Genomic DNA, 22,904 nt, shown 5'->3' with positions numbered 1-22,904 from the left:
AGATCGTCACCATCACGCTTGATCGCCTTCCGGGGGGCATGGGATCACTTTCCGTTCGTACGGAATCGCCTTCCGCACGTGCCGGGTTGACGTCCGCACGCAGCCCCTCGGGGCCCCGGGCCGCAGGACCGCGCACGCCACCACGACCTGGCCGCGCGACGCGTCGGGGTGTCCCACGACGGCCGTCTCGATCACGTCCGGGTGACGCGGCAGCGCGTCCTCCACCTCCGGGCCCGCGACGTTGCACCCGGCGGAAATGATCATGTCGTCGGCGCGGGCCACATGGCTGAAGTAGCCGTCGTAGTCGCGGACGTAGGTGTCGCCGGTGATGTTCCAGCCGTCACGTACGTACTCCCGCTGCCGCGGGTCGGCGAGGTAGCGGCAGCCGACCGGGCCGCGGACGGCGAGCGGTCCGGGTTCGCCGTCGGGCACGGGTTCACCGGAATCGTCGACCACGCGCGCGTGCCACCCCGGCACCGGGACGCCGGTGGTGCCCGGGCGGATGTGCTCGTCGGCCGCGGAGATGGAGATGTGCAGCAGCTCGGTGGCCCCGATGCCGTTGATGATCCGCAGGCCCGTGCGGTCGTGCCAGGCCTGCCAGGTGGCGGCCGGAAGGTTCTCGCCCGCGGAGACACAGCGCCGCAGGGACGTGACGTCGTACGCGCTCAGCCCGTCCAGCATCGCGCCGTACGCGTTCGGCGCGGTGAACAGGACCAACACCCGGTGCTCGGCGATCGCGGGCAACAGCTGCCTGGGACCCGCCTGTTCGAGCAGCAGCGCGCTCGCACCGGCCCGCATCGGGAAGATCACCAGACCGCCGAGCCCGAAGGTGAAGCCCAGCGGGGGACTGCCCGCGAAGACGTCGTCGGCATGGGGCTTCAACACATGCTTCGAGAAGGTGTCCGCAGTCGCCAACACATCACGGTGGAAGTGCATACAGCCCTTGGGGCGGCCGGTCGTGCCCGGGGTGAACGCGATCAGCGCCACGTCGTCGGCCGCGGTGCCCGCGGCGGGGTACGGCTCGTCGAGGGCGTCGCGGTTCAGCAGGTCGTCGGGGGACTTCCAGGTGTCACCGGAGGCGGTACGGAAGACCGGGCGGTCCTGGGCGGTGTGGGCGAGGAGCTCCGCGGCGCAGTTGAGGCGCTCGGGACAACGCAGTTCCGGGAGGTCGAAGCGGAGCTCGGGCCACTGGTCCGGCGGCGGCAGACTGTCGCGCGGGAAGGTGTCGACGTCCCGTGGGTTCCTGGGCTCCATGGCGGTCCGCCCCCTTGTCATGATGGGGTCGCACCAGGAGCGTATCGTCTTCATGACGGCAGTCAATGGGCCGCGATAGTCCGTCCTTGCCGCCCTGCGGCCCGGCCTGTGCCGGGCAGGATCCGGGGGAGCGTCAGGCCGCGATGGTCAGCTGCTCGGCCGGCACCCGGTGCGGGGCGACGACACGGCCGTCGGGAAGCAGTGCGCCGGTGTCGTCGAAGACGATCGCGCCGTCGCACAGCAGGTACCAGCCCTGCTCGGGGTGCGCGGAGACGATGTGCGCCTCGTCGCGGTGGGAGCGCTCGGAGCGGTCGGCGGACGGGCACGAAGACCGGTGGGAACACATGGCGTACCTCCACGTGCGAAGGGTTCGGCGGCGTTGTCGTCGCCTCTTACGGATAGACCATCCTCCTGCCGCGAACTCATCGGAACAGTGGGAAGGGAAGCGTGACAACACGCGGACAACACTCGGACGTGCCCAGGACGGATGGTGCGGACTCGCCACCAATGGGGTGATGATCACGCGCGCGAGCACACCGGGCCGGTACCTGTGGAGACCCCCCACTCCAGGAGGTACTCCAATGCCATTGCGCCAGGTCATGGCGACAACCGCCGGTGCCGCGCTGCTGCTGCTCGCCACCCCGTCGTCCGCGCATGCGGCCGCCCCCTCGCTCGAACTCTCCCGACAGTCCGGGCCGTTCGAGACGGTGACCGTCGACCCGACGGGCCGTGTCGCCGCGGACGGCAGGGTCACCCTCTCCGGCACCTACCGCTGCACGGGCAGCACCGGACCGGTCTTCGTGAGCTCCTCGCTGGGCCAGGGCGAGGGCAAGGCACGGAAGGGGGTCGGGGGCACCAGCGCGGTCTGCGACGGCGCCGAGCACCGCTGGACGAACACCGACCGCACCGAGCCGGGACGGTTCAAGCCGGGCGCGGCCCGCGTCGAGGCCACGGTGATGGAACTGCGGTCAGGCGGCGGGCTTCCACTGCCGTACTTCCACGCGAGGCAACAGCAGGAGATCACGCTCGTCGACTGACCGCCGACGAGCACGTACCGGGCCGGGCCCGCCCACCGAGTCCCAGGAGACCGGCGGGCGGGCCCGGTTCGGCTTCACCGGCCGCCGCCCGTGCCGCTGCTGCCCGTGTCGGGCCACGGTCATCCCAGTCGGGTCACTGCGATCCCTCCCGGGAGCTGTCCTCGGCCGGCAGGCAACCGTTCTCGTCCGCGGGCCCGTTCACATAGCTGGAGTCCAGCCGGTACAGCCCCGCCCGCCGCACGGTCAGCCGTGTCCAGGGGCCGTCCGGCCGTACGCAGGCCCCGGCGGCCCGCAGCCACGGCGAGTACCGGACCCGGACCGTCACGGCCCCGGGCCCCGGCACCCTCAGCACAACGGCCGCCTCGCCGGCGCGCACCACCCGCGCCGGCGCCGAGACGAGCGGCTCCGCGTCCCGGACGCGGTAGATCCTCCAGTACGCGTCGTGCCACACGGGCTCCAGCCAGTCCTGCCCGGAGGTGACGAGCGCGGCCTCGTGCTCGGCGGGGCCGTCGGGCGTCCCGTCGGGCACGACGACGTATCCCACGGCCCAGTGGCGCAGCCAGGCGTGGTAGCGCGGGGCGTCGAGCGCGCCCTCGTAGAACAGCCGTCCCCGCTCGACGTCCAACTGCCGGTTCCAGCCCCGCATCAGCTGCGCGTGCGGCGCGAAGAGGGTGGCCTCGCGGTGGTTGCGGGCGGGCACCACCTCGACCCGGTCGCGATCCGCGTCGAGCCGGTCGAGCTCGTCGAGTACCCCGCCGGTGTGCGTGGCCCAGGCCGGCACCGACGTGGTGACCCGCAGGTCGTTGGCGGTCGTCGTGGTGGTCCAGGCGACCGACGCGGCGAGCGCGAGTGCGACCGGGGCGGCCCAGCGTGGAGAGGTCCGCCACCAGGAGGCCCCCAGTGCGGAGGCCCGCCGCACGAAGGTCGTCCGCAGGGCGGACAAGGCGTCACCGGACCCGGCCGCGACCCGCAGGCACAGGAGCAGCACCGCCGGGGCGAAGAGTGCCGCGAGCCGTTCCACGTTGGTGCCGATCGGCGAGGGGACCAGACAGGTCAGTACGACTCCGACGGCGTACACCGCCGCCCCACCACGCAGCACCCGCCACGCGCGGGGAGCCGCCCACAACACGGCGCCGGCCAGCAGCAGGGGCAGCAGCACGCGGACCGCGGGCATGGGCTGCTCGCCCTGGAAGGGAAACAGAAGTGCCGTCGACGCGCAGACGACGACGGGCGGCACGCAGAGGGCGAGGCACTTGGCGTACCGCCGGTCGAGCAGATACCCGGCGCCGGCCACCAGCAGGAAGAGCCCGGCCACCGGACTGGCCAGGGTGGCCAGCAGCGCTCCCAGGGCGCCCGCGGTCAGCCGGTCCCGCCGCTCCGGACGGCCCGCCACGGCCAGCAGTCCCGCGAGCCCGAAGGCCAGCCCGAGGGCGAACGTGGTGCGCCCCGAGGCGACGTTGGCCCACAGCCCGAGAGCGCCGAGCAGCGCCGGCCACAGCGGCACCCTGGCGACGGTCCGCTCCAGCAGCGAGCCGAGCAGCCAGGTGGCGGCCACCCCGGCCAGGACGGAGGCGGTCCGTACGCCCAGCATCGCCATCAACGGAGGGGACAGCACGCTGTAGTTGGCGGTGTGCGTACCGCCGTACCAGAACAGTCCGTACGCCGAGTCCGGGTTCCGGGCGAAGAACCCCGCCCACGCGTACTGGGCCGCGAGGTCGCCGCCGCCCGTCGCGAGAAGCGTCGCCCACACCCCGTACAGCGGAAGGACGGCGAGGACCGCGACCACCGGGACGCGGCCCGCCCACAGCCGGAGCGGCCGGTACGCGGGCTTCCGGGGAACGTCGAGGACGCCGTCGGGTCCGGAGGGTGCGGTGGCGACCACGGAGAACGGCTGTACGCGCATGAAGGCTGTTCCTGGGGCAGAGCGGGCGGGGCGGGAGGGACTGCTGGGGAGGTAGATGCGATTCCCTCCGTCGACGTTCATTTGACGTTCATTCTTCGATGTCCGCGGAGGGGCGAAGGAACAGCCCTACCAGGCCACATCCCGTGCCCCCGCGCGGCCCTTCTGCCGCACGCCGGAAACCGCCCGCCCGGTCCAGTGACCGGTCCAACGAACCTCGGAGCCGGCCGTCACTTTGATCGATTGATCGCTACGATGGGGGCCGTCGCGCGAAACTCGATCGTGCGAGCCGCCGTGCGGTGGTGGCCGGGCGGCGCGGCCGACGTGGGCGGGAGCGGTGGGGACATGCGGGAGTCGGCGCGGACGCGGCAGGACCGGATCGCGGAGACGGTGCGGGACCGGGGTGTCGCGCGCATCACCGATCTCGCCGACGAACTCGGTGTCTCCGTGGTGACGGTGCGCCGGGACGTCGAGGACCTGGCCCGGCGCGGGGAGGTGCGCCGCGGGCACGGGGTGGCGCGTTCACTGCGGCCGGTGCCCGAGGAGGCCCCTGTCGGCGGCGACGCGGTCGCCATGGTCGTACCGGAGAGCAACACCTATCTCACCGAGGCCGTGCAGGGCGCGCGGGAGGCCGCGGCGAAGGCCGGTCTGCGGCTGGCGCTGCACATCACCGCAGGTGACGGCGGTTCGGAGCGCGAGGCCGTGCGCCAGGCGGTGGACGCGGGCGCGCGCGGCCTGTTGCTGTCGCCGCACTGGCGCACACGTGCGGAGGCGGAGGCGGACCACTCGTGGCTGGCCGCCCTGGACGTCCCCGCGGTGCTGGTGGAGCGGCGCCCCGCCCGGGCCGGCGGGATCTACTCGCTGGACTCCGTGCGTACGGACCACGCGTACGGCGTGCATCTGGCGCTCGGGCACCTGGTCGGCCTCGGGCACCGGCGGATCGTGCTGGCGGCGCGCGACGACAGCCCCACCGCGCGGGTCATCCGCGCCGAGTTCGCCGAGCAGACCGCCGCCCGGGGGCTCGCGGAGGGCTGCCCCACGATTCTCAGTTCGAGCACCGCGGGTCCCGACCCGCGCGCCGCCGATCCACGGGCGGCCGACCTGGTCGAGGCGGTCGGGGAGAGCGGCGCGACGGCGGTGCTGATCCACAGCGACATGGACGCGCTGATGCTGGTGCAACGCCTGCTGGCGGCGGGAATCGACGTGCCGGGACGCTGTTCGGTGGTCGCCTACAACGACGTGGTCGCCGACATGGGTCCGGTCCCGCTGACGGCCGTCGCCCCGCCCAAGACGGAGCTCGGCCGGACCGGGGTCGAACTGCTGCTGCGACGGCTCGACACGGCGGGCGGCGGGCTGCGGCCCGGGGCCACCCGGCACGTGGAACTGCTGCCGGGTCTCGTGATCAGGGAGTCCACGGCCGCGCCGGTGGTCTGACCCCGTCCAAAGTCGCCCGGCGTTCCGGATTGTTCGTTTGACCGCTTTAGTTTCTTCTGTTCGATGTATTGACGCCTTTTTCGTCTGACGCTGAGGATGCCCATGACCCAGCAACGACGCGGGAGGGCCCATGCCTGGTCAACGCCCAGCAGTCAGACGCTCAGGTGCGGCCGTGACGGCACTGCTCACGATCTTCGCCATGCTGCTGGTGGCGGGCTGCTCCGGCGGCGGGAAGGGGGACAGTGCCGGAGACGGGCCGGTGCACGTCACCTTCTGGTCGGCGCTGCGCGGCAGCCAGGAGGTCGTGGACGAGTACAACCGCACCCACACCAGGATCAAGGTCGACTTCGAGCAGGTCCCCTCGGGCGACCAGGGCGGCTGGGCCAAACTCAGCAACGCCGCACGGGCGGGCAACGCCCCCGACGTCGCCACCATCGAGTATCCCCAGCTGCCCAGCTACGCCATCGACGGTGTGCCCCGCGACATCACGGACATGCTGCCCGACTCGGTGCGCCGCAAGATCCTCCCGCAGGCGATGGACCTGACCACGTTCGAGGGGCGCACCTACGCCCTGCCGGTCGACATCGAGCCGATGGTCTTCCTCTACCGCAAGGACCTGTTCACCAAGTACGGCATCCCCGTCCCCAGGACCTGGGCGGAGTTCGAGAGTTCGGCCCGCAGGCTGAAGAAGGCCAGGCCGGACTCCCGTATCGCCTCTCTCTTCACGACCGGCGGCACGCTCGCCATGGCCGGCCTCAGCTGGCAGGCCGGCGCCCAGTGGTACGACACCTCGGACAAGTCCTGGACCGTCTCCATGGACGACGCCCCCACCCGCAAGGTCGCCGCGTACTGGCAGCGCCTGGTGGACGACGACCTGGTGCGTGTCGAGCCCTCGTCCAGTCAGCAGTGGCGGGCGCATCTGCAGAGCGGTGAGACGGCCGGCTGGCTGGCGGGCGCCTGGGCGGCGGGCTCGATGATGGCCTCCACCCCGGGAGGCAAGGGCAAGTGGGCCATCGCCCCCTCCCCGCAGTGGGACCCGAGGAAGCCGTCCCTGGGCACCCAGGGCGGCTCGACCTTCATGGTCACCAAGGACAGCAAACACCCCGAGGAAGCCCTGGAGTTCATCACCTGGATGGTCACCAGCCCGGACGCGCTGAAGGCCAAGCTCGCCAGCGGTGTCAGCAGCGCGTATCCGACCGTGCCCGACCTGGTCCCGGTCGCCCGCAAGGAGATGGACACCAGCTACTACGGCGGCCAGGACATCTTCTCCCTCTTCCAGCGGGAGGCCGAGCTGATCTCCACCCGCTGGAAGTGGGGGCCGCGCATGGTCTCGACGATCAGCTCCGGCGACGACGGCCTCGCGCGGGCCGGAGTCGGCAGCGGAACCATCCTGGAGGCCCTCCGGGAGGCACAGAGCAAAACCCTGCCCGACCTGAAGAGCCTCGGCCTGTCGGTCACCACCCGCTGACCGGCAGCCGTGCCGCAACCCGCCGCGCCACACCACGCCCCCGCACACCACCCCTCCAGAGCCGCACATCAGGTTGGATCCGAGGTGCATCCGTGAGCACAGTGATGACTCCCAGAAAACGGACGGGGACCACACCGCCACCGGCGGACCCCGCCCGCACCCGCAGAGCCGGACGCCGACAGCAGAGGTTCGCCTACGTCACGCTCCTCGCCCCGTTCACGGCGCTGCTCGTCGCCGTGTTCCTCGTCCCCGTCGGCTATGCCGTCTACCTCAGCTTCTTCTCCGAGGACCACGACGGGCTCGGCTTCGGCGGCGGCCGCACCGTCTTCACCGGACTGCGCAGCTACCTCGCCGTGCTGCAGGACCCGAGCTTCGTCTCCGGCTTCGGCTCCATCGCCCTGTACTGCGTGATCTTCGTCCCGCTCGTCGTCGCCGGTTCCCTGGGCCTCGCCCTGCTGCTCGACTCCGGACTGATCCGGCTGCGGCGCACCGCGCAGATGCTGCTCTACCTGCCGCACGCCGTGCCCGGCATCATCGCGGCGGTCATCTGGCTGTACCTCTACACACCCGGGCTCAGCCCGGTCATCAAGCTCTTCGCCGAGGCCGACATCACCATCGACTTCCTGGGCCTGCACACCGTGCTCCCGTCGATCGTCAACATCGCCCTGTGGAGCGGCCTCGGCTACAACATGGTGATCTTCTACGCCGCCCTCCAGGCGCTGCCGCGCGAGGTGCTGGAAGCGGCCCGGATCGACGGGGCCGGAGGCATCCGCACCGCGTTCCAGGTCAAGATCCCCATCATCCGGGGATCCGTCCTCATGGTGTGCATGTTCTCCCTCATCGGCGCCCTGCAGCTGTTCACCGAGCCCATGCTGATGAACCAGGCGACGCCGATGGTCAACTCCCGCTTCACACCGAACATGTACATCTACGACGCGGCCTTCCGCCGCAACAACTACGGACTCGCCTCCGCGGCCTCCGTCATCCTCCTCGTCGTCACCTGCGCCCTGTCGTTCGCGGTCACACGCTGGGCCGGCCGCCGGGAACGGAGCGCGAAATGACCACGACGACTCCCGTCACCCCCACGGCCCCGGCCGACGGGCCGCCCACCAAGCCGCTCGGCCGCCCCTTCGGCAGGTCCGGACTCACCAGCCGCGGCGTCGCCAACGCCGTCGTCCTGATCGCCGCCCTCTACACGATGCTGCCCGCCCTGTGGCTGCTGTTCGCGTCCACCAAGAACGCCGACGCCCTCTTCGGCAGCGACATCTTCTCCCTCGGCGACTTCTCCCTCTCCCGCAACCTCTCCGACCTCTTCGCCATGGACGGCGGCCTCTACGGCGAGTGGTACCTCAACAGCCTGCTGTACGCGGTCGGCGGCGCCCTGGTCGGTTCCCTCATCAGCGTCTCCGCCGGATACGCCTTCGACAAGTACGAGTTCCGGCACAAGGAGAAGCTGTTCGGTCTCGTCCTCACCGGCGTCATGGTCCCGCAGACCGTGCTCGCCCTCCCGCTCTATCTGGTGGCCTCCGAGATCGGCCTGGTCAACACCTTCTGGGCGGTCTTCGTCCCCGTCCTGTTCAACCCCTTCGGCGTCTACCTCGCCCGCCTGCTCAGCAGCGGCTACGTACCCAACGAGGTACTGGAGGCGTCCCGCGTGGACGGCGCCGGCGAACTGCAGACGTACATACGCGTCAGTCTGCGCATGCTCGGCCCCGGATTCGTCACCGTCTTCCTGTTCCAGCTCACCGCCATCTGGAACAACTTCTTCCTGCCGATGGTGATGCTCTCCGACCAGCACCTGTATCCGCTGAGCCTCGGGCTCTACACCTGGAACAGCTCCGCCACCGTCTCGCCCGAGTACTACCCGCTCGTCGTCATCGGCTCGCTGCTCGCCGTCGTGCCGCTGATCGTCGCGTTCGTCACGCTGCAGCGTTACTGGAAGTCCGGCCTGACCGCCGGAAGCGGCAAGTGATGCACCGTCAAGTGATGTGCAAGGAGCCCCAGTTGACCCGTAGGAGCGCCAAGTGACCCACCCCGACCTCCGGCCCCGTCCCCGCCCGCGTGCCGTGCTCGCCATGGCAGCCAGGACCGCGGAACAGGTCCTCGACCCGGATGTACGGGCCCGGCTGGCCGCCCTCACCGACATCGACCCGCAGCTCGTCCTGGACGACCTCACCACCCCCGCCGCCCACCGTGCGCTCGCCGACGCCGAGTTGCTCGTCACCGGCTGGGGCTGCCCGCCCATCGACGCGGCGGTACTCGACGCCGCACCCCGGCTGCGCGCCGTCGTGCACACCGCCGGGACCGTACGCCACCACATCACCGCCGCCTGCTGGGAGCGCGGCCTCACCGTGTCCTCCGCCGCCGCGGCCAACGCCGTGCCGGTCGCCGAGTACACCCTCGCCATGATCCTGCTCGCCAACAAACACGTCCTCGACACCGCCCGGACCTACCGCACCGAGCGCCGGCGCATCGACTGGAACGCACGTCACCCCGACGCGGGCAACTACCGCAGGACCGTGGGCATCCTGAGCGCCTCGGTCATCGGACGCCGTGTCATCGACCTGCTCCGCCCGCATGACCTGAACGTGCTGCTCCACGACCCCTTCGTCACGGACACCGAGGCACGCGATCTCGGGGCGGAGCCGGTCTCCCTGCCCGATCTGTTCGCGGTCAGCGACGTCCTCAGCGTGCACACACCGCTGCTGCCCGAGACCCGCGGCCTGGTCGGCCGCGAGCTGCTGGGCCGGCTCCGCACGGGCGCCACGCTGATCAACACCGCGCGCGGCGCGGTCATCGACCAGACCGCTCTCACCGGTGAGGTGGTGTCGGGGCGGATCAACGCGGTCCTGGACGTCACCGAGCCGGAGGTTCTGCCCGCCGACTCACCGCTGTGGGACTGCCCGAACGTCCTCATCACCCCGCACATCGCCGGCTCCAAGGGCGGCGAACTGCGCCGCCTCGCCGACCTGGCACTGGCCGAGATCGAGTCGTACGCCCTCGGCCGCCCCTTCGCCCACGCCGTCCGGCCCGAACACCTGGCCCGCCTCGCCTGACGCCGACCACCATCGCAGCCGCTTTCGATAACACCGGAGCCGACCCTTCGAAGCCGGCGGAACGAACCTTCGGAAACCGCCGTGACGGACTCTCGGAAACCGACGGAACGAACAGGAGACATGGCCCCTCCCATGCCTGAACACCCGCTGCCCGCTGCCCCCGAGGAAGACCGCACCCTCAGCCCGCACACCGGCTACACCCGCGCCCACTGGGAAGCCACCGGCGACCGGCTGCTGGCCGCCGCCCTGCGCTACGCAACCCCCGGCCACGCCCTGATCGACCTGCCCGGCCCGCCCTCGCAGTCGGGCGTGCGCTCCGACGGTCTCGAAGGGTTCGCCCGTACGTTCCTGCTCGCCGCGTTCCGCACCGCCGGGGCGTCGGGCAAGGACCCGCACGGATTCCTGGAGCGCTACACCGCCGGCCTCGCACGCGGCACCCGTTCGCCCGGCCGCGACGACGCCGAGTCCTGGCCCGAGATCGGCCATCACGGCATCCAGGGCCAGCCCATGGTGGAGTCGGCCTCCGTGGCGCTGGCCCTGCGGCTCACCACGCCCTGGACCTGGGACACCCTCCCGGCCGCCGACCAGGACCGCGTCGAGCAGTGGCTGCGCGGCGCGCTGCGGCACACGCCCGCCCCCAACAACTGGTACCTCTTCCCACTGACCGTGGCCGGATTCCTGGAGTCCGTGGGGCGGGGCGACGCCGAGACACGCGGGGCGATCGACCGGGCGCTCGGCCTGCTGGACGGCTGGTACCGGGGCCAGGGCTGGTACTCCGACGGCGACGGCCGCTCCTTCGACCACTACAACGGCTGGGCCCTCCACTTCTATCCGCTGCTGCACGCCCACCTCACGGGCGACCGCGTGCTGCTCGACCGACTCGGCCCGCGGCTGCGGCAGTTCCTGGACGGGTTCGCGCTGCTCTTCGACGCGAACGGTGCGCCGATTCACCACGGGCGCTCGCTGACGTACCGCTTCGCGGCCGTCACCGCCGTGGCGCTCGGTGCGCTCACCGGTGAGACTCCGCTCGACCCGGGCGTCACCCGCCGCATCCTCAGCGGGGGGCTGCGCCACTTTGTCGACCGGGGTGCGCCGACCGCGGACGGGCTCCTTGGGCTCGGCTGGTACGGGCCGCACGAGGCGACTCTTCAGCGGTACTCCGGGCCCGGGTCCCCGTACTGGGCCTCCAAGGGGTTCCTCTCGCTGTTGATCCCGGCCGAGGATCCGGTGTGGACGGCCACGGAGGATTCGGCGCCGGTCGAGGGGGCCGACCGTGTGCTCGCTCTTCCCGCGTCCGGGCTGCTCGTCCAGACCACGGGCGGGGACGGCCTGTCGCGCCTGCACAACCACGGCAGTTACAAGCTCGACTCGCGGGAGCCGGAGCGGGCCCCGGGCAACCCGTTGTACGCGCGGCTCGCGTACTCCACCCGTACCGGTCCGACCAGCGCGGCCAACGCTGCCGACAACCACATCGCGCTGTCGGCCCGTGGCTTGCGGAGTGCACGTGTACGTATTCATCCGCTGGGTGCCGGGCGTGACTGGGTCGCCTCGTGGCATCGGCCGGTCTTCCCGGCAGGCGGGCCCGTGCTTCCGTCGGCGCGGATCGAGAGTCTGACGCTGGCCCGCGGCAGGCTCGAACTGCGTGTGCATCGCACGGTCGGTGTGCCGGTGGGGACGCCGGTCCATCACAGCGGTTGGGCCGTTGCGCTGCCGCCGGGGACCGTCCCCGAGGTCCAACAGGGCTCGGAGGTACGGCTCCAGGGGTTGGAGGTGACGAGCCAACTGGTCGGGCTGTACGGCTGGGAGACGCGGTGCGTGGTGCGGGCTCCGCAGGGTACGGCGTTTGGGCCCTGGGCTCTTGTTCCCGAACTCACCGGGGTTGTCGGGGCGGGCGCGGGCGCGGATGCGGAGTCGGAGGCTGCGGGGGCGGTGTTTGTTGCGCTGGCTTCCCTCACCGGGGAAGCCGATGCGGCGCCGCTTGCCGGGCAGGTCGGTGTCGAGGTGAGTGGGCCTGTTGTTGCTGTTCGTTGGGGTGACGGGGTTCGTACGGTCGTGGACTTCGGTGTGGGTGGTGTGGGTGGTGCGGGTGGTGTGGGCGGCCTCTCTGTCACCGAGGAGTCTGCGTGAGCCGGGTGTCGCCTCGGCTCGGGCTGTGTTCCGTCACCCTGCGGCACCTTGATGTGGCCGGGGTTCTCGCTGCCGCGGTCGAGGCGGGGCTGGAGTGTGTCGAGTGGGGTGCCGACGTCCACGTGCCGGCGGGTGACGAGGCCGCGGCCGTCCGGGTTCGCGGCGCCACCGAGGACGCGGGGCTCGCGGTGGCCTCGTACGGCTCGTACTACCGCGCCGGGCGCAGCGACCCCTCGGAGTTCGACGGGGTCCTTCGCTCCGCTGTGCTGCTCGGGGCGGCACGTATTCGCATCTGGGCGGGGGTGACCGGGACGGAGGAGGCGTCGCCGGAGGAGCGGGCGGCTGTTGTCGAGGACACTCGGCGTGCGGCGGAGCTTGCGGCCGATGCGGGTGTGTATCTCGCTTACGAGTTCCACCGCGACACGCTCACCGATGGTGCGGGTCGTGCCCTGCGGTTGTTGGAGGAGGTGGGGCGTCCTGACGTCCTCACCTATTGGCAGCCGCCGCTCGACGTGCCCGACTCGGATGCGCTTCTCGGTCTCGACGCGGTGATCGACCGGGTTGCCGCTGTGCATGCGTTCTCGTGGTGGCCCGGGACGACTCGGCTTCCGCTCTCCGCGCGGGCCGAGTTGTGGGGTGGGGTTCTGGCTCGGCTGCGGGCGGGGGGTGGTGGCGGGCCGTTGGATGTCCTTCTGGAGTTCGTGCCGGGGGATGACGAGAAGCTCCTTGCGCGGGAGGCTTCGACGCTTCGGGGGTGGGGGAGTAGGTAGGGGTTCGTTTTCGGGTGCGGCTGCGCTGTGGCTGGGTGCGCAGTTCCCCGCGCCCCTGGGTGGGTGCGGGCTGAGGCTTGTCTCCTGGGTGCGGGGCCGCGTCGGGATGTGTGTCCGCAGCCGGTGACGTAAGGCGCGGTTGTCGCACGGTGGCCGCCAACTGGTGTCCTCGTAAGCTGCGGACACACATCCCGCCACGTCCCCTCGGGCAGTGTGCCCCCTTGGGGGCGCGGGGAACTGCGCAGTCTTTCAGGGGCGCGAGGAACCGCGCACACAAGCCACGACGGCCGGTACGTGGTGAACCGGCCTCGGCGGCAACCGGTGTTTTTTGGGGCGCGGGGATCTGCGCGACCAGTCCAAACGAACCCGTACCGAACCCAGAAGCCGGGCGGAGCCCCGCGTGTCGGCTTGGGTGGGTGGGAAGGGAAGGCAGAGGCGTCCGACCGTAGAGATGGGGCACAGGAATGGACATCGAAGCGATCCGCCGGGACACCCCGGGCACCGCGAACAGGGTTCACCTGAACAACGCGGGCGCCGCGCTCCTGTCGCGGAGGACCCTTCGGGACATGACGGCCCATCTGGAGCTGGAGGCCGCCATTGGCGGGTACGAGGCCGCGGACCGGGAACGGGGCCGGATCGACGCCACGTACGCGAACATCGCCCGGCTCATCGGGGGCCGCCCCGACGAGGTCGCGCTGTTCGACAACTCCACGCACGCCTGGAACGCCGCGTTCTACTCCATGACGTTCGCGCCCGGCGACCGCATCCTCACCGGGCGGGCCGAGTACGGAAGCAACGTCCTCGCCTATCTGCAGATCGCCCGGCGTACCGGCGCCGAGGTCGTCGTCGTCCCCAACGACGCGTCCGGGCAGCTCGACACCGCGGCCCTGGCGGAGCTGATCGACGACCGGACCAGGCTGGTCGGTGTCAGCCATGTCCCCACCAGCGGCGGCCTGGTCAACCCCGCGGCCGAGATCGGTCGCATCAGCCGGGCCGCGGGTGTGCCCTTCCTGCTCGATGCCACCCAGTCCGTCGGCCAGTTCCCGGTCGATGTCGCCGAACTCGGATGCGACATGCTCACCGCCACGGGCAGGAAGTTCCTGCGCGGCCCTCGCGGAACGGGATTTCTCTGGGTGCGCCGCGAAGCGCTGGACCACCTGGAGCCGTACGTCAGCGAGATCGCCTCCGCCACCTGGGACGGGAAGCGCGACTTCACCTGGCGCGACGGCGCCCGGCGCTTCGAGACCTGGGAGGTGAGTTACGCCAACGTGCTCGGCCTGAGCGCCGCCGTCGAGCAGGCTCTGGAGATCGGTATGGAGGGCATTGGCCGGCGTGCCTTCGAGCTCGGCGCCCGCTTGCGTGAGCGTTTGGACGCCGTGCCCGGCGTGACGACGTACGACCTCGGCCGGGAGCGGTGCGCGATCGTGACCGCCAAGGTCGATGGCGTGGCCACCGCGGATGTCGCTGCCGCACTTGCTGGGCACGGCGTCAATGTCACCACCACCGTGGCGGCGCACACCCAGTTCGACACCGAGGACCGGGGCGTCCATCCGTTGGTGCGGCTGTCGCCGCACTACTACAACACCGAGGACGAACTCGACCGCGCCGTCGAGGTGTTCGCCGGGTTGGCCACGCGCTAGCCGCCGGGTCAGGGGGAGGAGTCCAGGGCCGGCTCGGTGGGTTCCGTGGTGATGGTGGTGGGCTTGGGGACGCGGCTCAGGTAGCGGTAGGTGAAGAGGGAGCCGGCGGCCAGGAGGGCGGTGGCTATGACCAGGGTCGCGTTGTAGCCGTTGTCGAAGGCGGAAGTGGCGGCGTCCAGCAGGGGGCGGCCCTGTTCGGCGGGCAGGTGGTCGGCGGTGGCGCGGGCCTCGTCCAGGCTGTCGGCCGCGGTGTCGGGGGTGCCCGCGGGCAGGGTGACCGTGCCGGTGTAGACCGCCGTCAGCACACTGCCGAGGACGGCGACACCGGTGAGGCTGCCCAGTTCGTACGAGACCTCCTCCACCGAGGAGGCCATACCGGCCCGGTGGGGTGGGGCGCCGCCGATGATCGCGGCGGAGGCGGCGGTCATCGTGGTACCCAGACCCGCGCCGGCCAGGATGAGGCCGGGGACGACCCAGCCGGAGCTTTGGGCGGAGTCGAGGAGGGGGACCGCGCCCGGGGTGAGCAGGAGCGTGAGCAGGATGCCCAGTGCGCTTGTGGAGAGGCCGCCGCCGATCAGCGTGCGCACGCTGATCCGGTGGACCAGGCCGCCGACGACGACCCCGGCCACCAGGGCGCCCAGCGCGCACGCGGCCACGAGCAGGCCCGCGCTGAGCGGGGTGTGGCCGATGACCAGCTGGAGGCGCTGGGCCAGGACGAGTTGGATGCCCGCGGTGGCGAACATCGCGAGCCCGGCGCCGAGCACGCCGACGAGCAGGGGCCGGTTGCGGAAGAGCGCGAAGTCGATCAGGGGGTAGGCCTGGGTGCGCTGGCGGCTCAGGAAGGCCCGGAAGCCGAGGAAGGACACCAGCAGTGCACCGACTATGTGCAGGGGTGCGGGATCGGGCCTGGTGGTCTCCTTGATCGCGTACACCAGACCGACGAGGCCGGCCATGACGTACACGGAGGCGACCGGGTCCCAGGGCCGGTCGGCGCGGCCGGATCCGCCCGGCGCGAGGAACACCGCCGCGACCAGGGCGAGCAGGACGACGGGCACGTTGACCAGGAACACCGAACCCCACCAGAAGTGCTCCAGCAGGAAGCCGCCGAGAACCGGTCCGAGCGCCGTGCCGACCACCGACGTCGTGCCCCAGATGCCGATCGCCACCCCGCGTTCCCGCTCGTCCTCGAAGGTGAGCCGGATCAGCGCCAGCGTCGAGGGCATCATCGTCGCCGCACCCACCGCCAGGAAGGCGCGCGCGGCGATCAGCATCCCGGGGGAGGGGGCGAAGGCGGCCATCGTCGACGCCGCCCCGAAGATGACCAGGCCGGCCAGGAAGAGCCGCTTGTGTCCCACCCGGTCGCCCAGCGTGCCGGTGCCCAGCAGCAGGCCGGCCGACACCAGCGGATAGGCGTTGATGATCCAGAGCTTCTGCGAGGCGTCGGCGTGCAGGTCGCCTGTCAGGGTGGGCAGGGCGGTGTAGAGCACCGTCATGTCCACCGAAATCAGCAACAGCCCTGCCGAGACGGTCAACAGGACCCACCAGCGTCGTGCCTTGCTCATCTCGTACCCCGGATCTTCTGGATTCGACGGTGCGCCGGAAGGGCGCCGAGCCTGTGGGTCACGGCGTGGAGGCCGATTCGGTGAGCGCGGCGATCCGCTGCCGCAGGGCATCCTTCACCGCGGGCGTGAGTTTCGTCCCGGTGGTCGCCTCGAACAGCCACAGCCCGTCCGCGGCCATCCGGGCCAGGAACAGCTCCAGTTGCGCCGGATCGGGCTCGGAGGGCACCGGCACCCACCGGTCCACCAGCGAGTTCCACACCTGTGCCAGCTCCGGGTCGGACGCCGACTCGACCATGAACGCCAGGTCCGCCTTGCGTGGCTCGCTCTCCATGTCCATCAGCGTGTAGGCGATCGCCCGCTCGGTCGCCGTGGCCTCCGCGAAGGCCTTCCCGAGCCTCGCCTCCAGCTGCTTCTCCCATCCCTCGGTCAGATACCGCTGGATCGCCAGCAGCAGCTCCTCCCGGGTACGGAAGTGGTACAGCAGACCGCCCTTGGTGAGCCCGGCCTCCACGGCCACGGACTCCAGGGTCAGGCTCGTGATCCCCTCTTTCTCGGTCACACGGATCGCGGCATCCAGGATCTGGGTTCGAGAGCTCGGTCGCATGGTCGTAACTGTACCATCCGGAAGGTACAGTTACGCAGGTGGGGGAGTCGGCATACTACTGAGGGCCCTTGCCGACCAGTATGCGTGCTGGTCAGCAAGGGCCCCCAGGTCGGCCGGCCGTCCGGTCAGATGTCGCGGAAGAGACCAGTGAGCCCCGTGACCTGCCGCGATGGATGGCTCGGGCTGCTGACCTGCGTGAACGGCCTTTCGGTTGTTTCACGCTCATGCCTGTTGATGCAGCCGGAAGTCCCAGAAAAGTCCCAGGAGACTCCCACCGCCCGCTGTCACTCTTTCGGCTCTATGTAGAGCGTGCGGTGCGGTGTGGCCTTGTGTTCGTGCATCGGTGGTCGGCCTTGAACGAACGGCAACGCGTGCTTCTCGAACGGCTCGCGGCGGGAGAGGAGCCTGGGCGCCCGGTGAATGGCGCTGAGCTTATGCCCTGCGTGATCGCGGACTCCTGACTGTCAGCCGCGGTGGCGGTGACGTGCGTATCGAGGTCACTGCGGCAGGCCGGTTCTACCTTCGGCATGGTCATCATCCCGACGACCCGGCGTTCGCGGACGTCGGTGTTCACTGGGTGCCCGCCGGACCTGCGGCGCCGGCGAAAGGGGGAGGACGGCGCGAGGCCACGAGTCGAAGGCGCAGCCGGACGTCTTACTGCGAACGGCCGGTCGCACTTGCTCAACAGGCGAAGGCGCAGGAGTTGATCGAGCGGCTGGTTGCCGAGGGACGTGTCCGTCTTGTTGACCTCGCTTGAAGTGATGGGCCCCATGGGCTGCTGGGTGCCGTGGATCTCCGCACGACTGCCATGCGGCCCTGGGCGCCGAAGGGGCGGTGGGCCGTCATTGGCCGGGCTTGTCAGTGGTGAGGCGTAGCCTCTTGGGAACGATGTGGTGCGTGTTCGGCACGGGGCCGAGCTAGGGCGCAACGGGCCGGTGTCGCTTCGCGGCTGAACCATCTACCGGAAGTGGCGCACCACTGGGAGAGAGGACCAGGGATGGCGGCGCTTCCCACCCAATTCGGAGAGGCCCTTGGCGCTGTCGAGCCAGATGAGGACGCCGCTCACGCGCAAGACGCGCACGCGCAGGTATCGGCAGCACTGGAGGGTGACGAACGCCTTCGTGGCTTTGGGGTCGATCCGTTGCTCATCGGGTCGTACAAGCGGCACGTCTCCATCAGGCGGGTGAAGGACGTCGACGTCTTCGCACGGCTCACCAAAGCCGACGGTTCTCTCAGACCAGGGGCAATTCTTGATCACGTTGCCGAGATTCTTGAGGTGGCGTTCCCGGGAGACGTGGAGCGACAGCATCGCTCGGTCAAGGTCGACTTCCCCCACTACGACCTGTCGGTGGACGTGGTGATCGCACGACCGTGTGGAGATCACTGGGAAATTCCTCAGCGGATCGAGGAAGACGGCCGGGCGCGGTGGTTGGAGACCAATCCGACCAAGATGACGGAGCTGACGACCGCGGCGAACAAGTCGTTCCTTCTGTATGACGACGATGAAGACAGCGGTGTCTACGTCCCGATCGTCAAACTCGTCCGTCAGGTGCGCCGTACATGGGTCGATGACCAGCCGGGTGGCTACTACTTCGAGGTCCTGGCCTACCACGCCTTCCAGGAGTTGCACCCGGACGAGCGGACGGTCGCCGCATACCTGGCCTGCATCCTGCGACGGATCGCCGACATGCTGCCCGAGCATGTGGATGAAGGACCGGTCGATCCCACATTGCCCGATAAGACGATCAGGACGAAGGCCACGGCAGAGCAGATCGAGGCGGCTGCGGACCAGATGGCGAAGGCCGCAGATCTCGCCGAGGCGGCACTTGGCGAAGAAGATCGGTGCGTGGCAGCTGTGAAGTGGCGTCAACTTCTGGGTACGACCCAGAACACCGAGGCCCCGGAGGATGTCTTTCCTCTGCCCGACTATTGCAACGCGGACGGTACGACCAAGAACAGGAGTGTCATCAAGGGCGCGCCGGCAGTCCCGGCGGGACCGGACCGCTACGCGTGAGCGGGGCCGATGGCTGGGATGCTGACCTGCTCCGCGAGGGTTTGGTAGCGCATGGTTTCACCGACGACGGTGTACGTCTGCGTGGACCTGTTCCCTGGAGTCGCCCTGGTGGTGCCGAAGCCCGAGCGCGCGTGGAGATCGAAGTCGATGAACGCTTCCCTTTCTATCCACCGCAGGTCCGACTTCTTGACCCGGGCGCGCAACTGAAGGTCACCTTTCACATCGACCGTGCAGCTCGTCCTGGAGTCTCCGGCAACTTGTGCTTGTGGGACGACGTATGGCCGGCCGACACAGCACCCTGGACGGAACCCGACCGGTTGCTGTCCCGAATCGCAGGCTGGCTGGAGCAGACAGCGTCTGGGTGGCCAGGAGACAACGTTTGCGATCTTGAGCGGTATCTCGAAGCCGACCTAACGACGTTCGTGCTCTACGACGCCGAGAACTTGGCTCGTCTCGAAGGCCACGCTGTGCGCACCCGCCAACGCTCCACGAGCGGCACTGTAGAGATCTGGAACACCCCGCACCAATTGAAGAAACAGGCAGGGCGCCCTGGATTCAGACGAGCAGACAGGCAGCTCGCGTGGGTGGAGAATCTGGGGCAGATACACAGACCTGTCCGGTCCTGGGCTGATATTCACGAAGTGCTCGGGGAGCGTGCGGCTTCGGTAGAGCAACTCATCGCAGCAGGCTCGGTGAACCTGGTACTGCTCCGCTACCAACGCGGTGACCAGCAGTCGGTCCTTGCCCTGACGGTGAAGTACGCGGCCGATGGGATCAAGGTGCGGGCCTGCGAGAGCGCGGACACCAGCAATTCCACACGCCAGATGCGGGCCGGCACGATGGCGCCACAACTCGCAGACGTACCCATCGCCATCGTCGGATGCGGCGCCATCGGATCGTTCACAGCCGCCCTGCTCTTTCGCGCGGGGGCCCGGCGCCTCACCCTTATTGATCATGAACGACTGCGCCCCGGCAACGTCGTACGACACCTCGCTGGCCTCGAACAGGTCGGCGCCTGGAAGACAGACGCCGTCCGAAGCTGCCTCTTGGCCATCGACCCGGCGATCAACGCAGTGCGACCTCTGACAAGGGCAATGACCTCGGCCGATGAGGCCAAACTGTTGGTCCAGGACCACCGAATCGTTGTGGACGCGACAGGAAGCGCGCGCGCTACGAGCATGCTCGCATTCGCTGCGAATACCACCGGAGCCGGCGAGGAGAAGGCGGTTGTGACGGTCTGTGCGCAACGCGACGGAGATGTCGTGCGCGTCGATCGACTTCCGGCACGGGGTATAGAAACTTTCCTCCCCCCGTTGCCCGCTCTCGACGGTCAGAACGAGCTGCGAGAGAACGGCTGTGGGAGTCCTGTTTCGCGTACCCCGGCAACAGCTGTCGTCGCTGCTGCCGAGTTGGCTTGCTGCGTAGTGCTCGACGAGTTGGCAGGACACTGCGAGCTCCCGATCTCAGTCGCGTTTGTGAGCCGGCCTCAACCAGAGGAGCCGTTCACCCACACTGGGCTGGTGCTCGCGGGGCCCGTGGCACATGACTAGGTGGTGAAGTGAAGCAGCGTCACCTGGAAGCCCTCCTCTTTTCCAGCGCTCTGGAAGTCATTCGAGAAGCCGCGTCTGCCGCTGGACACACTGAGACGGGAGGTCTGTTGCTCGGGTGGTGGGAGGACGACACCATCGTGGCCCGCTACGCCATCGAGGTGCCAGACCCGGATGCGACGACGTCGTCCTGGACGCGAGTGGAACACCCAGCGCAGGACGCGCTCGACCGGGCGCTCGCGGACCTGGACCACCCCTGGCTCGGCTACGTCGGAGACTGGCACACCCATCCCGCACGATGCGGCCCAAGCAGCCAGGACGAGCAATCCATCTGCAACGCCTCCCGCCGATACAGCCAGCCGCTGCTGTTGCTGGTCCACCGCAGTGACGACACGATCGAAGCACGCTCTGCTACCAGGGGGCACCTGTGTCCGATTAGAATCCACCACTGACCTGACGAGGGGTTAGGCGATGTCAGCGTGCGTGGATGCGACTATCGAGGTGTGTCTGTGCGGATGTCTCTTCGACCTTCTGGGCTGGACGGAGGCTCGAGCTGTTGGTGTCCTCGGCGGAACACCAACAGCGCGCAGGGCACAAGCTTGCCTAGTGCATACAGGGAACTGGGGAGCTTGTGGCGTCGCAGAGAGTGACTTGGTTGCTGCGGTTCCTGTCATCCGGGCAAGGGCTGTTGACCGTTGTGGCATCTGCGGCAGCTGGCCTCGCAGTGGGTTTGCTACCCGACCTCGCGCAAGCAGTGCCAGGGGTGGGAGGCCACCTTTGGTGGCTCGCGGCCGTGGCAATTGCCGCCGTGCTGCTCTTCGTCGTGTGCGCAACGCTGCTCCACGGAAAGGAAGGCGTCGGCATTGTCGTCATCGTGAGTGAACGAGGTTGGGACGTTACGCGACTGCGCGCGCTGCGAGCCGACGCCCTGCAGCAGCACCCGAGTTGCTTTACCGTCAATGTCTCCGAGTTGCTCGGCCGCGACAATGAGAGCGCACAGCAAGACTCCGGCAACCCCCACGACCGTGTCCGTTTCGCACAGCGCGTCATCCAGGCACGGATTCTGGAGGCGGAGCAGCCGTACGAGAACGTTTCCCTCTATGTCACTGCGCGCCATCACGATGCCTACCGACTGGGTGACCTGCTCCGAGACCAGCGACACACCTCGCTCAGGCTGATGAGGCAGTCTCACGAGGACAGCGTCGGGATCTTCGAAGCTCTCCGCCTACACAGCGGTCTGACTCGTCAGCCCGATGCCAAAGACATGGAGATACTGCGCGAGGCGCTCGTACGCGACCCGGAGACCGAGGGACCGGAGTGGCTGACATTCGAACAACCTGAGGGGAGCACGGCTCGACGGATGGCTCTCATCCTGCCGATGGCCGGACACCTTGCCGGTACTCGAGAGAAGGCACTGGCTGCTGCTCGTAACGGCAGACACGATGAATACCTTCTCAACGGATCCCAGGCCGATGGAGAACATTGCGTGGGCGCTCTGGTCTTCGCCACGCGGTCGGGCAACGTTCACGACCAACGGGACGTCTACGAGTCGCTGATTCGATACGTCCACCATCACTGGCAGGGGAAGATGACCGAGATGCTCGCGGCTCAAGGCACCCCGCTGCGTGGCTGGGTCTTCACTGACGGCCCTACCGAAATCGCCCTCGCCCTTGGACACTTGTTGGGACGGCAGGCCGACCTTGTCCCGTGGCGGAGACCCGACGCCTACTAGGGAAAGACGCACGGGCAGGTTGAACGGCAACACGTGATTTTCGCGTTCACCGTGCACCTCCTCGACGCTTCGATCGGCACCGTGTGCGACGCCCTGGAACCACGCGTTTATACGATCCTAGATCGGCCTCTACAAGACAGAGCTGATCAGAACCTGCAGGCCCTGGCATGGCCTTGCAGACGTTGAACTGGTCACCACGGTGATCGAAAATGTGGCGGAGCACCCGGCCGCTGTCGTGAGCGACTTGTTCGGCATCCACATCAACACGGCCAACGCCTGGGCCGGATACGCACAAGACAGTTGGGCCGATTACCTCGCGGCCCAGCTCACACTCCGATCCTGAGAATCCAATACTTGAACCTCTGCTCGCATGGAGCGACGGCGACTTCGAGTCATTGAGGTCTTTCAGCATGGCCACCGATCGGGTGACCGGAACCGTGGCCACAACGCACAAGGCTCCCGTGCCGTTGAGGGAGGTGTTCGAAGTCTCAACCCATCGGCGCAGGAGCCCTGTTGGTCCCTCAACCTGCCGCACTCGACCTGCCCCACGCGCTGGTCGAGTGGGTCACGATGCTCATCGTCACCCGCGAGGGTGATCGCCGTTGCAAGCTCCCGCCGCACCGGCGTGCCCTGGTCGCTCTGTGGTACCTACGCAAGCACGAGCCCTTTGCGCAGATCGCCGCCGGGTTCGGCATCTCGGTCGGCACCGCGCACGCCTACACCACCGCGGTCATCGATCTCCTGGCCGCCCGCGCGCCC

19 protein-coding genes are annotated in these 22,904 nt (G+C 69.3%); 14 read left to right on the top strand and 5 right to left on the bottom strand.

What is annotated here, in order from left to right; genetic code table 11:
- Positions 1–12 precede the first annotated feature (12 nt).
- The gene (locus ACZ5VQ_RS48810) at positions 13–1,254 is read right to left on the bottom strand and encodes an AMP-binding protein (protein WP_469110679.1); all 1,242 of its coding nucleotides are present in this window, start codon (positions 1,252–1,254) and stop codon (positions 13–15) included.
- A gap of 133 nt (positions 1,255–1,387) precedes the next feature.
- Positions 1,388–1,600: a DUF5999 family protein gene (locus tag ACZ5VQ_RS48805; RefSeq protein ID WP_362085654.1), complete on the bottom strand. Its 213-nt coding sequence runs from the start codon at positions 1,598–1,600 to the stop codon at positions 1,388–1,390.
- Between the two features lie 235 nt (positions 1,601–1,835).
- Here ACZ5VQ_RS48805 and ACZ5VQ_RS48800 point away from each other — a divergent pair, with 235 nt between their 5' ends.
- Complete coding sequence (locus ACZ5VQ_RS48800) at positions 1,836–2,291, top strand: DUF6299 family protein (RefSeq protein WP_469110671.1); 456 nt, start codon at positions 1,836–1,838, stop codon at positions 2,289–2,291.
- A 133-nt stretch (positions 2,292–2,424) separates the two neighbouring features.
- On the opposite strand, the gene ACZ5VQ_RS48795 is transcribed toward ACZ5VQ_RS48800, so the two are convergent.
- Complete coding sequence (locus tag ACZ5VQ_RS48795) at positions 2,425–4,194, bottom strand: hypothetical protein (protein ID WP_469110670.1); 1,770 nt, start codon at positions 4,192–4,194, stop codon at positions 2,425–2,427.
- Between the two features lie 342 nt (positions 4,195–4,536).
- On the opposite strand from ACZ5VQ_RS48795, the gene ACZ5VQ_RS48790 reads away from it, so the two are divergent.
- From ACZ5VQ_RS48790 to ACZ5VQ_RS48755, 8 genes are all read left to right on the top strand, one after another.
- The gene (locus tag ACZ5VQ_RS48790; protein ID WP_469110678.1) at positions 4,537–5,625 is read left to right on the top strand and encodes a LacI family DNA-binding transcriptional regulator; all 1,089 of its coding nucleotides are present in this window, start codon (positions 4,537–4,539) and stop codon (positions 5,623–5,625) included.
- A gap of 130 nt (positions 5,626–5,755) precedes the next feature.
- The gene (locus tag ACZ5VQ_RS48785; protein WP_469110669.1) at positions 5,756–7,093 is read left to right on the top strand and encodes an ABC transporter substrate-binding protein; all 1,338 of its coding nucleotides are present in this window, start codon (positions 5,756–5,758) and stop codon (positions 7,091–7,093) included.
- A gap of 104 nt (positions 7,094–7,197) precedes the next feature.
- A complete protein-coding gene (locus ACZ5VQ_RS48780; RefSeq protein WP_469110677.1) occupies positions 7,198–8,154 on the top strand; it encodes a carbohydrate ABC transporter permease in 957 nt (318 codons plus the stop codon).
- Positions 8,151–9,065 carry a carbohydrate ABC transporter permease gene (locus tag ACZ5VQ_RS48775; RefSeq protein ID WP_469110668.1) on the top strand — a complete coding sequence of 305 codons (915 nt, stop codon included), beginning with the start codon at positions 8,151–8,153 and terminating at the stop codon, positions 9,063–9,065. The genes ACZ5VQ_RS48780 and ACZ5VQ_RS48775 overlap by 4 nt, the downstream gene beginning before the upstream one ends.
- A gap of 52 nt (positions 9,066–9,117) precedes the next feature.
- Positions 9,118–10,149, top strand: a complete 1,032-nt coding sequence (locus ACZ5VQ_RS48770) for a hydroxyacid dehydrogenase (RefSeq protein WP_469110667.1) — start codon at positions 9,118–9,120, stop codon at positions 10,147–10,149.
- A 132-nt stretch (positions 10,150–10,281) separates the two neighbouring features.
- Positions 10,282–12,276 (top strand): DUF2264 domain-containing protein, encoded by a 1,995-nt coding sequence (locus ACZ5VQ_RS48765; RefSeq protein ID WP_469110666.1) that lies wholly within the window; start codon positions 10,282–10,284, stop codon positions 12,274–12,276.
- Positions 12,273–13,046 (top strand): sugar phosphate isomerase/epimerase family protein, encoded by a 774-nt coding sequence (locus ACZ5VQ_RS48760; RefSeq protein ID WP_469110665.1) that lies wholly within the window; start codon positions 12,273–12,275, stop codon positions 13,044–13,046. Before ACZ5VQ_RS48765 ends, ACZ5VQ_RS48760 begins: the two co-directional genes overlap by 4 nt.
- A 464-nt stretch (positions 13,047–13,510) precedes the next feature.
- Positions 13,511–14,686 carry an aminotransferase class V-fold PLP-dependent enzyme gene (locus tag ACZ5VQ_RS48755; protein WP_469110664.1) on the top strand — a complete coding sequence of 392 codons (1,176 nt, stop codon included), beginning with the start codon at positions 13,511–13,513 and terminating at the stop codon, positions 14,684–14,686.
- Positions 14,687–14,694: 8 nt separating this feature from the next.
- On the opposite strand, the gene ACZ5VQ_RS48750 is transcribed toward ACZ5VQ_RS48755, so the two are convergent.
- A complete protein-coding gene (locus ACZ5VQ_RS48750) occupies positions 14,695–16,248 on the bottom strand; it encodes an MFS transporter (protein ID WP_469110663.1) in 1,554 nt (517 codons plus the stop codon).
- A 58-nt stretch (positions 16,249–16,306) separates the two neighbouring features.
- On the bottom strand, positions 16,307–16,852 hold the full coding sequence (locus ACZ5VQ_RS48745; RefSeq protein ID WP_469110662.1) for a TetR/AcrR family transcriptional regulator: 546 nt from the start codon (positions 16,850–16,852) through the stop codon (positions 16,307–16,309).
- A 997-nt stretch (positions 16,853–17,849) separates the two neighbouring features.
- Here ACZ5VQ_RS48745 and ACZ5VQ_RS48740 point away from each other — a divergent pair.
- The 5 genes from ACZ5VQ_RS48740 to ACZ5VQ_RS48720 form a co-directional block, all read left to right on the top strand.
- Positions 17,850–18,866, top strand: coding sequence for an SMODS domain-containing nucleotidyltransferase (locus tag ACZ5VQ_RS48740; RefSeq protein WP_469110661.1), 1,017 nt, complete (start codon positions 17,850–17,852; stop codon positions 18,864–18,866).
- Positions 18,867–18,997: 131 nt separating this feature from the next.
- Positions 18,998–20,416, top strand: coding sequence for a ThiF family adenylyltransferase (locus tag ACZ5VQ_RS48735; RefSeq protein ID WP_469110660.1), 1,419 nt, complete (start codon positions 18,998–19,000; stop codon positions 20,414–20,416).
- Between the two features lie 8 nt (positions 20,417–20,424).
- Complete coding sequence (locus ACZ5VQ_RS48730) at positions 20,425–20,865, top strand: Mov34/MPN/PAD-1 family protein (RefSeq protein WP_469110659.1); 441 nt, start codon at positions 20,425–20,427, stop codon at positions 20,863–20,865.
- A 341-nt stretch (positions 20,866–21,206) separates the two neighbouring features.
- The gene (locus ACZ5VQ_RS48725) at positions 21,207–22,145 is read left to right on the top strand and encodes a hypothetical protein (protein WP_469110658.1); all 939 of its coding nucleotides are present in this window, start codon (positions 21,207–21,209) and stop codon (positions 22,143–22,145) included.
- Positions 22,146–22,658: 513 nt separating this feature from the next.
- On the top strand, positions 22,659–22,904 hold a 246-nt coding region (locus ACZ5VQ_RS48720), incomplete at its 3' end, for a helix-turn-helix domain-containing protein (RefSeq protein WP_469110657.1).

The sequence above is a fragment of the Streptomyces sp. NPDC033178 genome, assembly GCF_055577685.1.
This window is presented reverse-complemented; position numbering and strand designations above follow the sequence as displayed.

Coding starts and splice junctions, on each gene's coding strand:
- ACZ5VQ_RS48810 (WP_469110679.1), bottom strand. CDS start 1,254: ATGGAGCCCAGGAACCCACGGGACGTCGACACCTTCCCGCGCGACAGT.
- ACZ5VQ_RS48805 (WP_362085654.1), bottom strand. CDS start 1,600: ATGTGTTCCCACCGGTCTTCGTGCCCGTCCGCCGACCGCTCCGAGCGC.
- ACZ5VQ_RS48800 (WP_469110671.1), top strand. CDS start 1,836: ATGCCATTGCGCCAGGTCATGGCGACAACCGCCGGTGCCGCGCTGCTG.
- ACZ5VQ_RS48795 (WP_469110670.1), bottom strand. CDS start 4,194: ATGCGCGTACAGCCGTTCTCCGTGGTCGCCACCGCACCCTCCGGACCC.
- ACZ5VQ_RS48790 (WP_469110678.1), top strand. CDS start 4,537: ATGCGGGAGTCGGCGCGGACGCGGCAGGACCGGATCGCGGAGACGGTG.
- ACZ5VQ_RS48785 (WP_469110669.1), top strand. CDS start 5,756: ATGCCTGGTCAACGCCCAGCAGTCAGACGCTCAGGTGCGGCCGTGACG.
- ACZ5VQ_RS48780 (WP_469110677.1), top strand. CDS start 7,198: ATGACTCCCAGAAAACGGACGGGGACCACACCGCCACCGGCGGACCCC.
- ACZ5VQ_RS48775 (WP_469110668.1), top strand. CDS start 8,151: ATGACCACGACGACTCCCGTCACCCCCACGGCCCCGGCCGACGGGCCG.
- ACZ5VQ_RS48765 (WP_469110666.1), top strand. CDS start 10,282: ATGCCTGAACACCCGCTGCCCGCTGCCCCCGAGGAAGACCGCACCCTC.
- ACZ5VQ_RS48755 (WP_469110664.1), top strand. CDS start 13,511: ATGGACATCGAAGCGATCCGCCGGGACACCCCGGGCACCGCGAACAGG.
- ACZ5VQ_RS48750 (WP_469110663.1), bottom strand. CDS start 16,248: ATGAGCAAGGCACGACGCTGGTGGGTCCTGTTGACCGTCTCGGCAGGG.
- ACZ5VQ_RS48745 (WP_469110662.1), bottom strand. CDS start 16,852: ATGCGACCGAGCTCTCGAACCCAGATCCTGGATGCCGCGATCCGTGTG.
- ACZ5VQ_RS48740 (WP_469110661.1), top strand. CDS start 17,850: ATGGCGGCGCTTCCCACCCAATTCGGAGAGGCCCTTGGCGCTGTCGAG.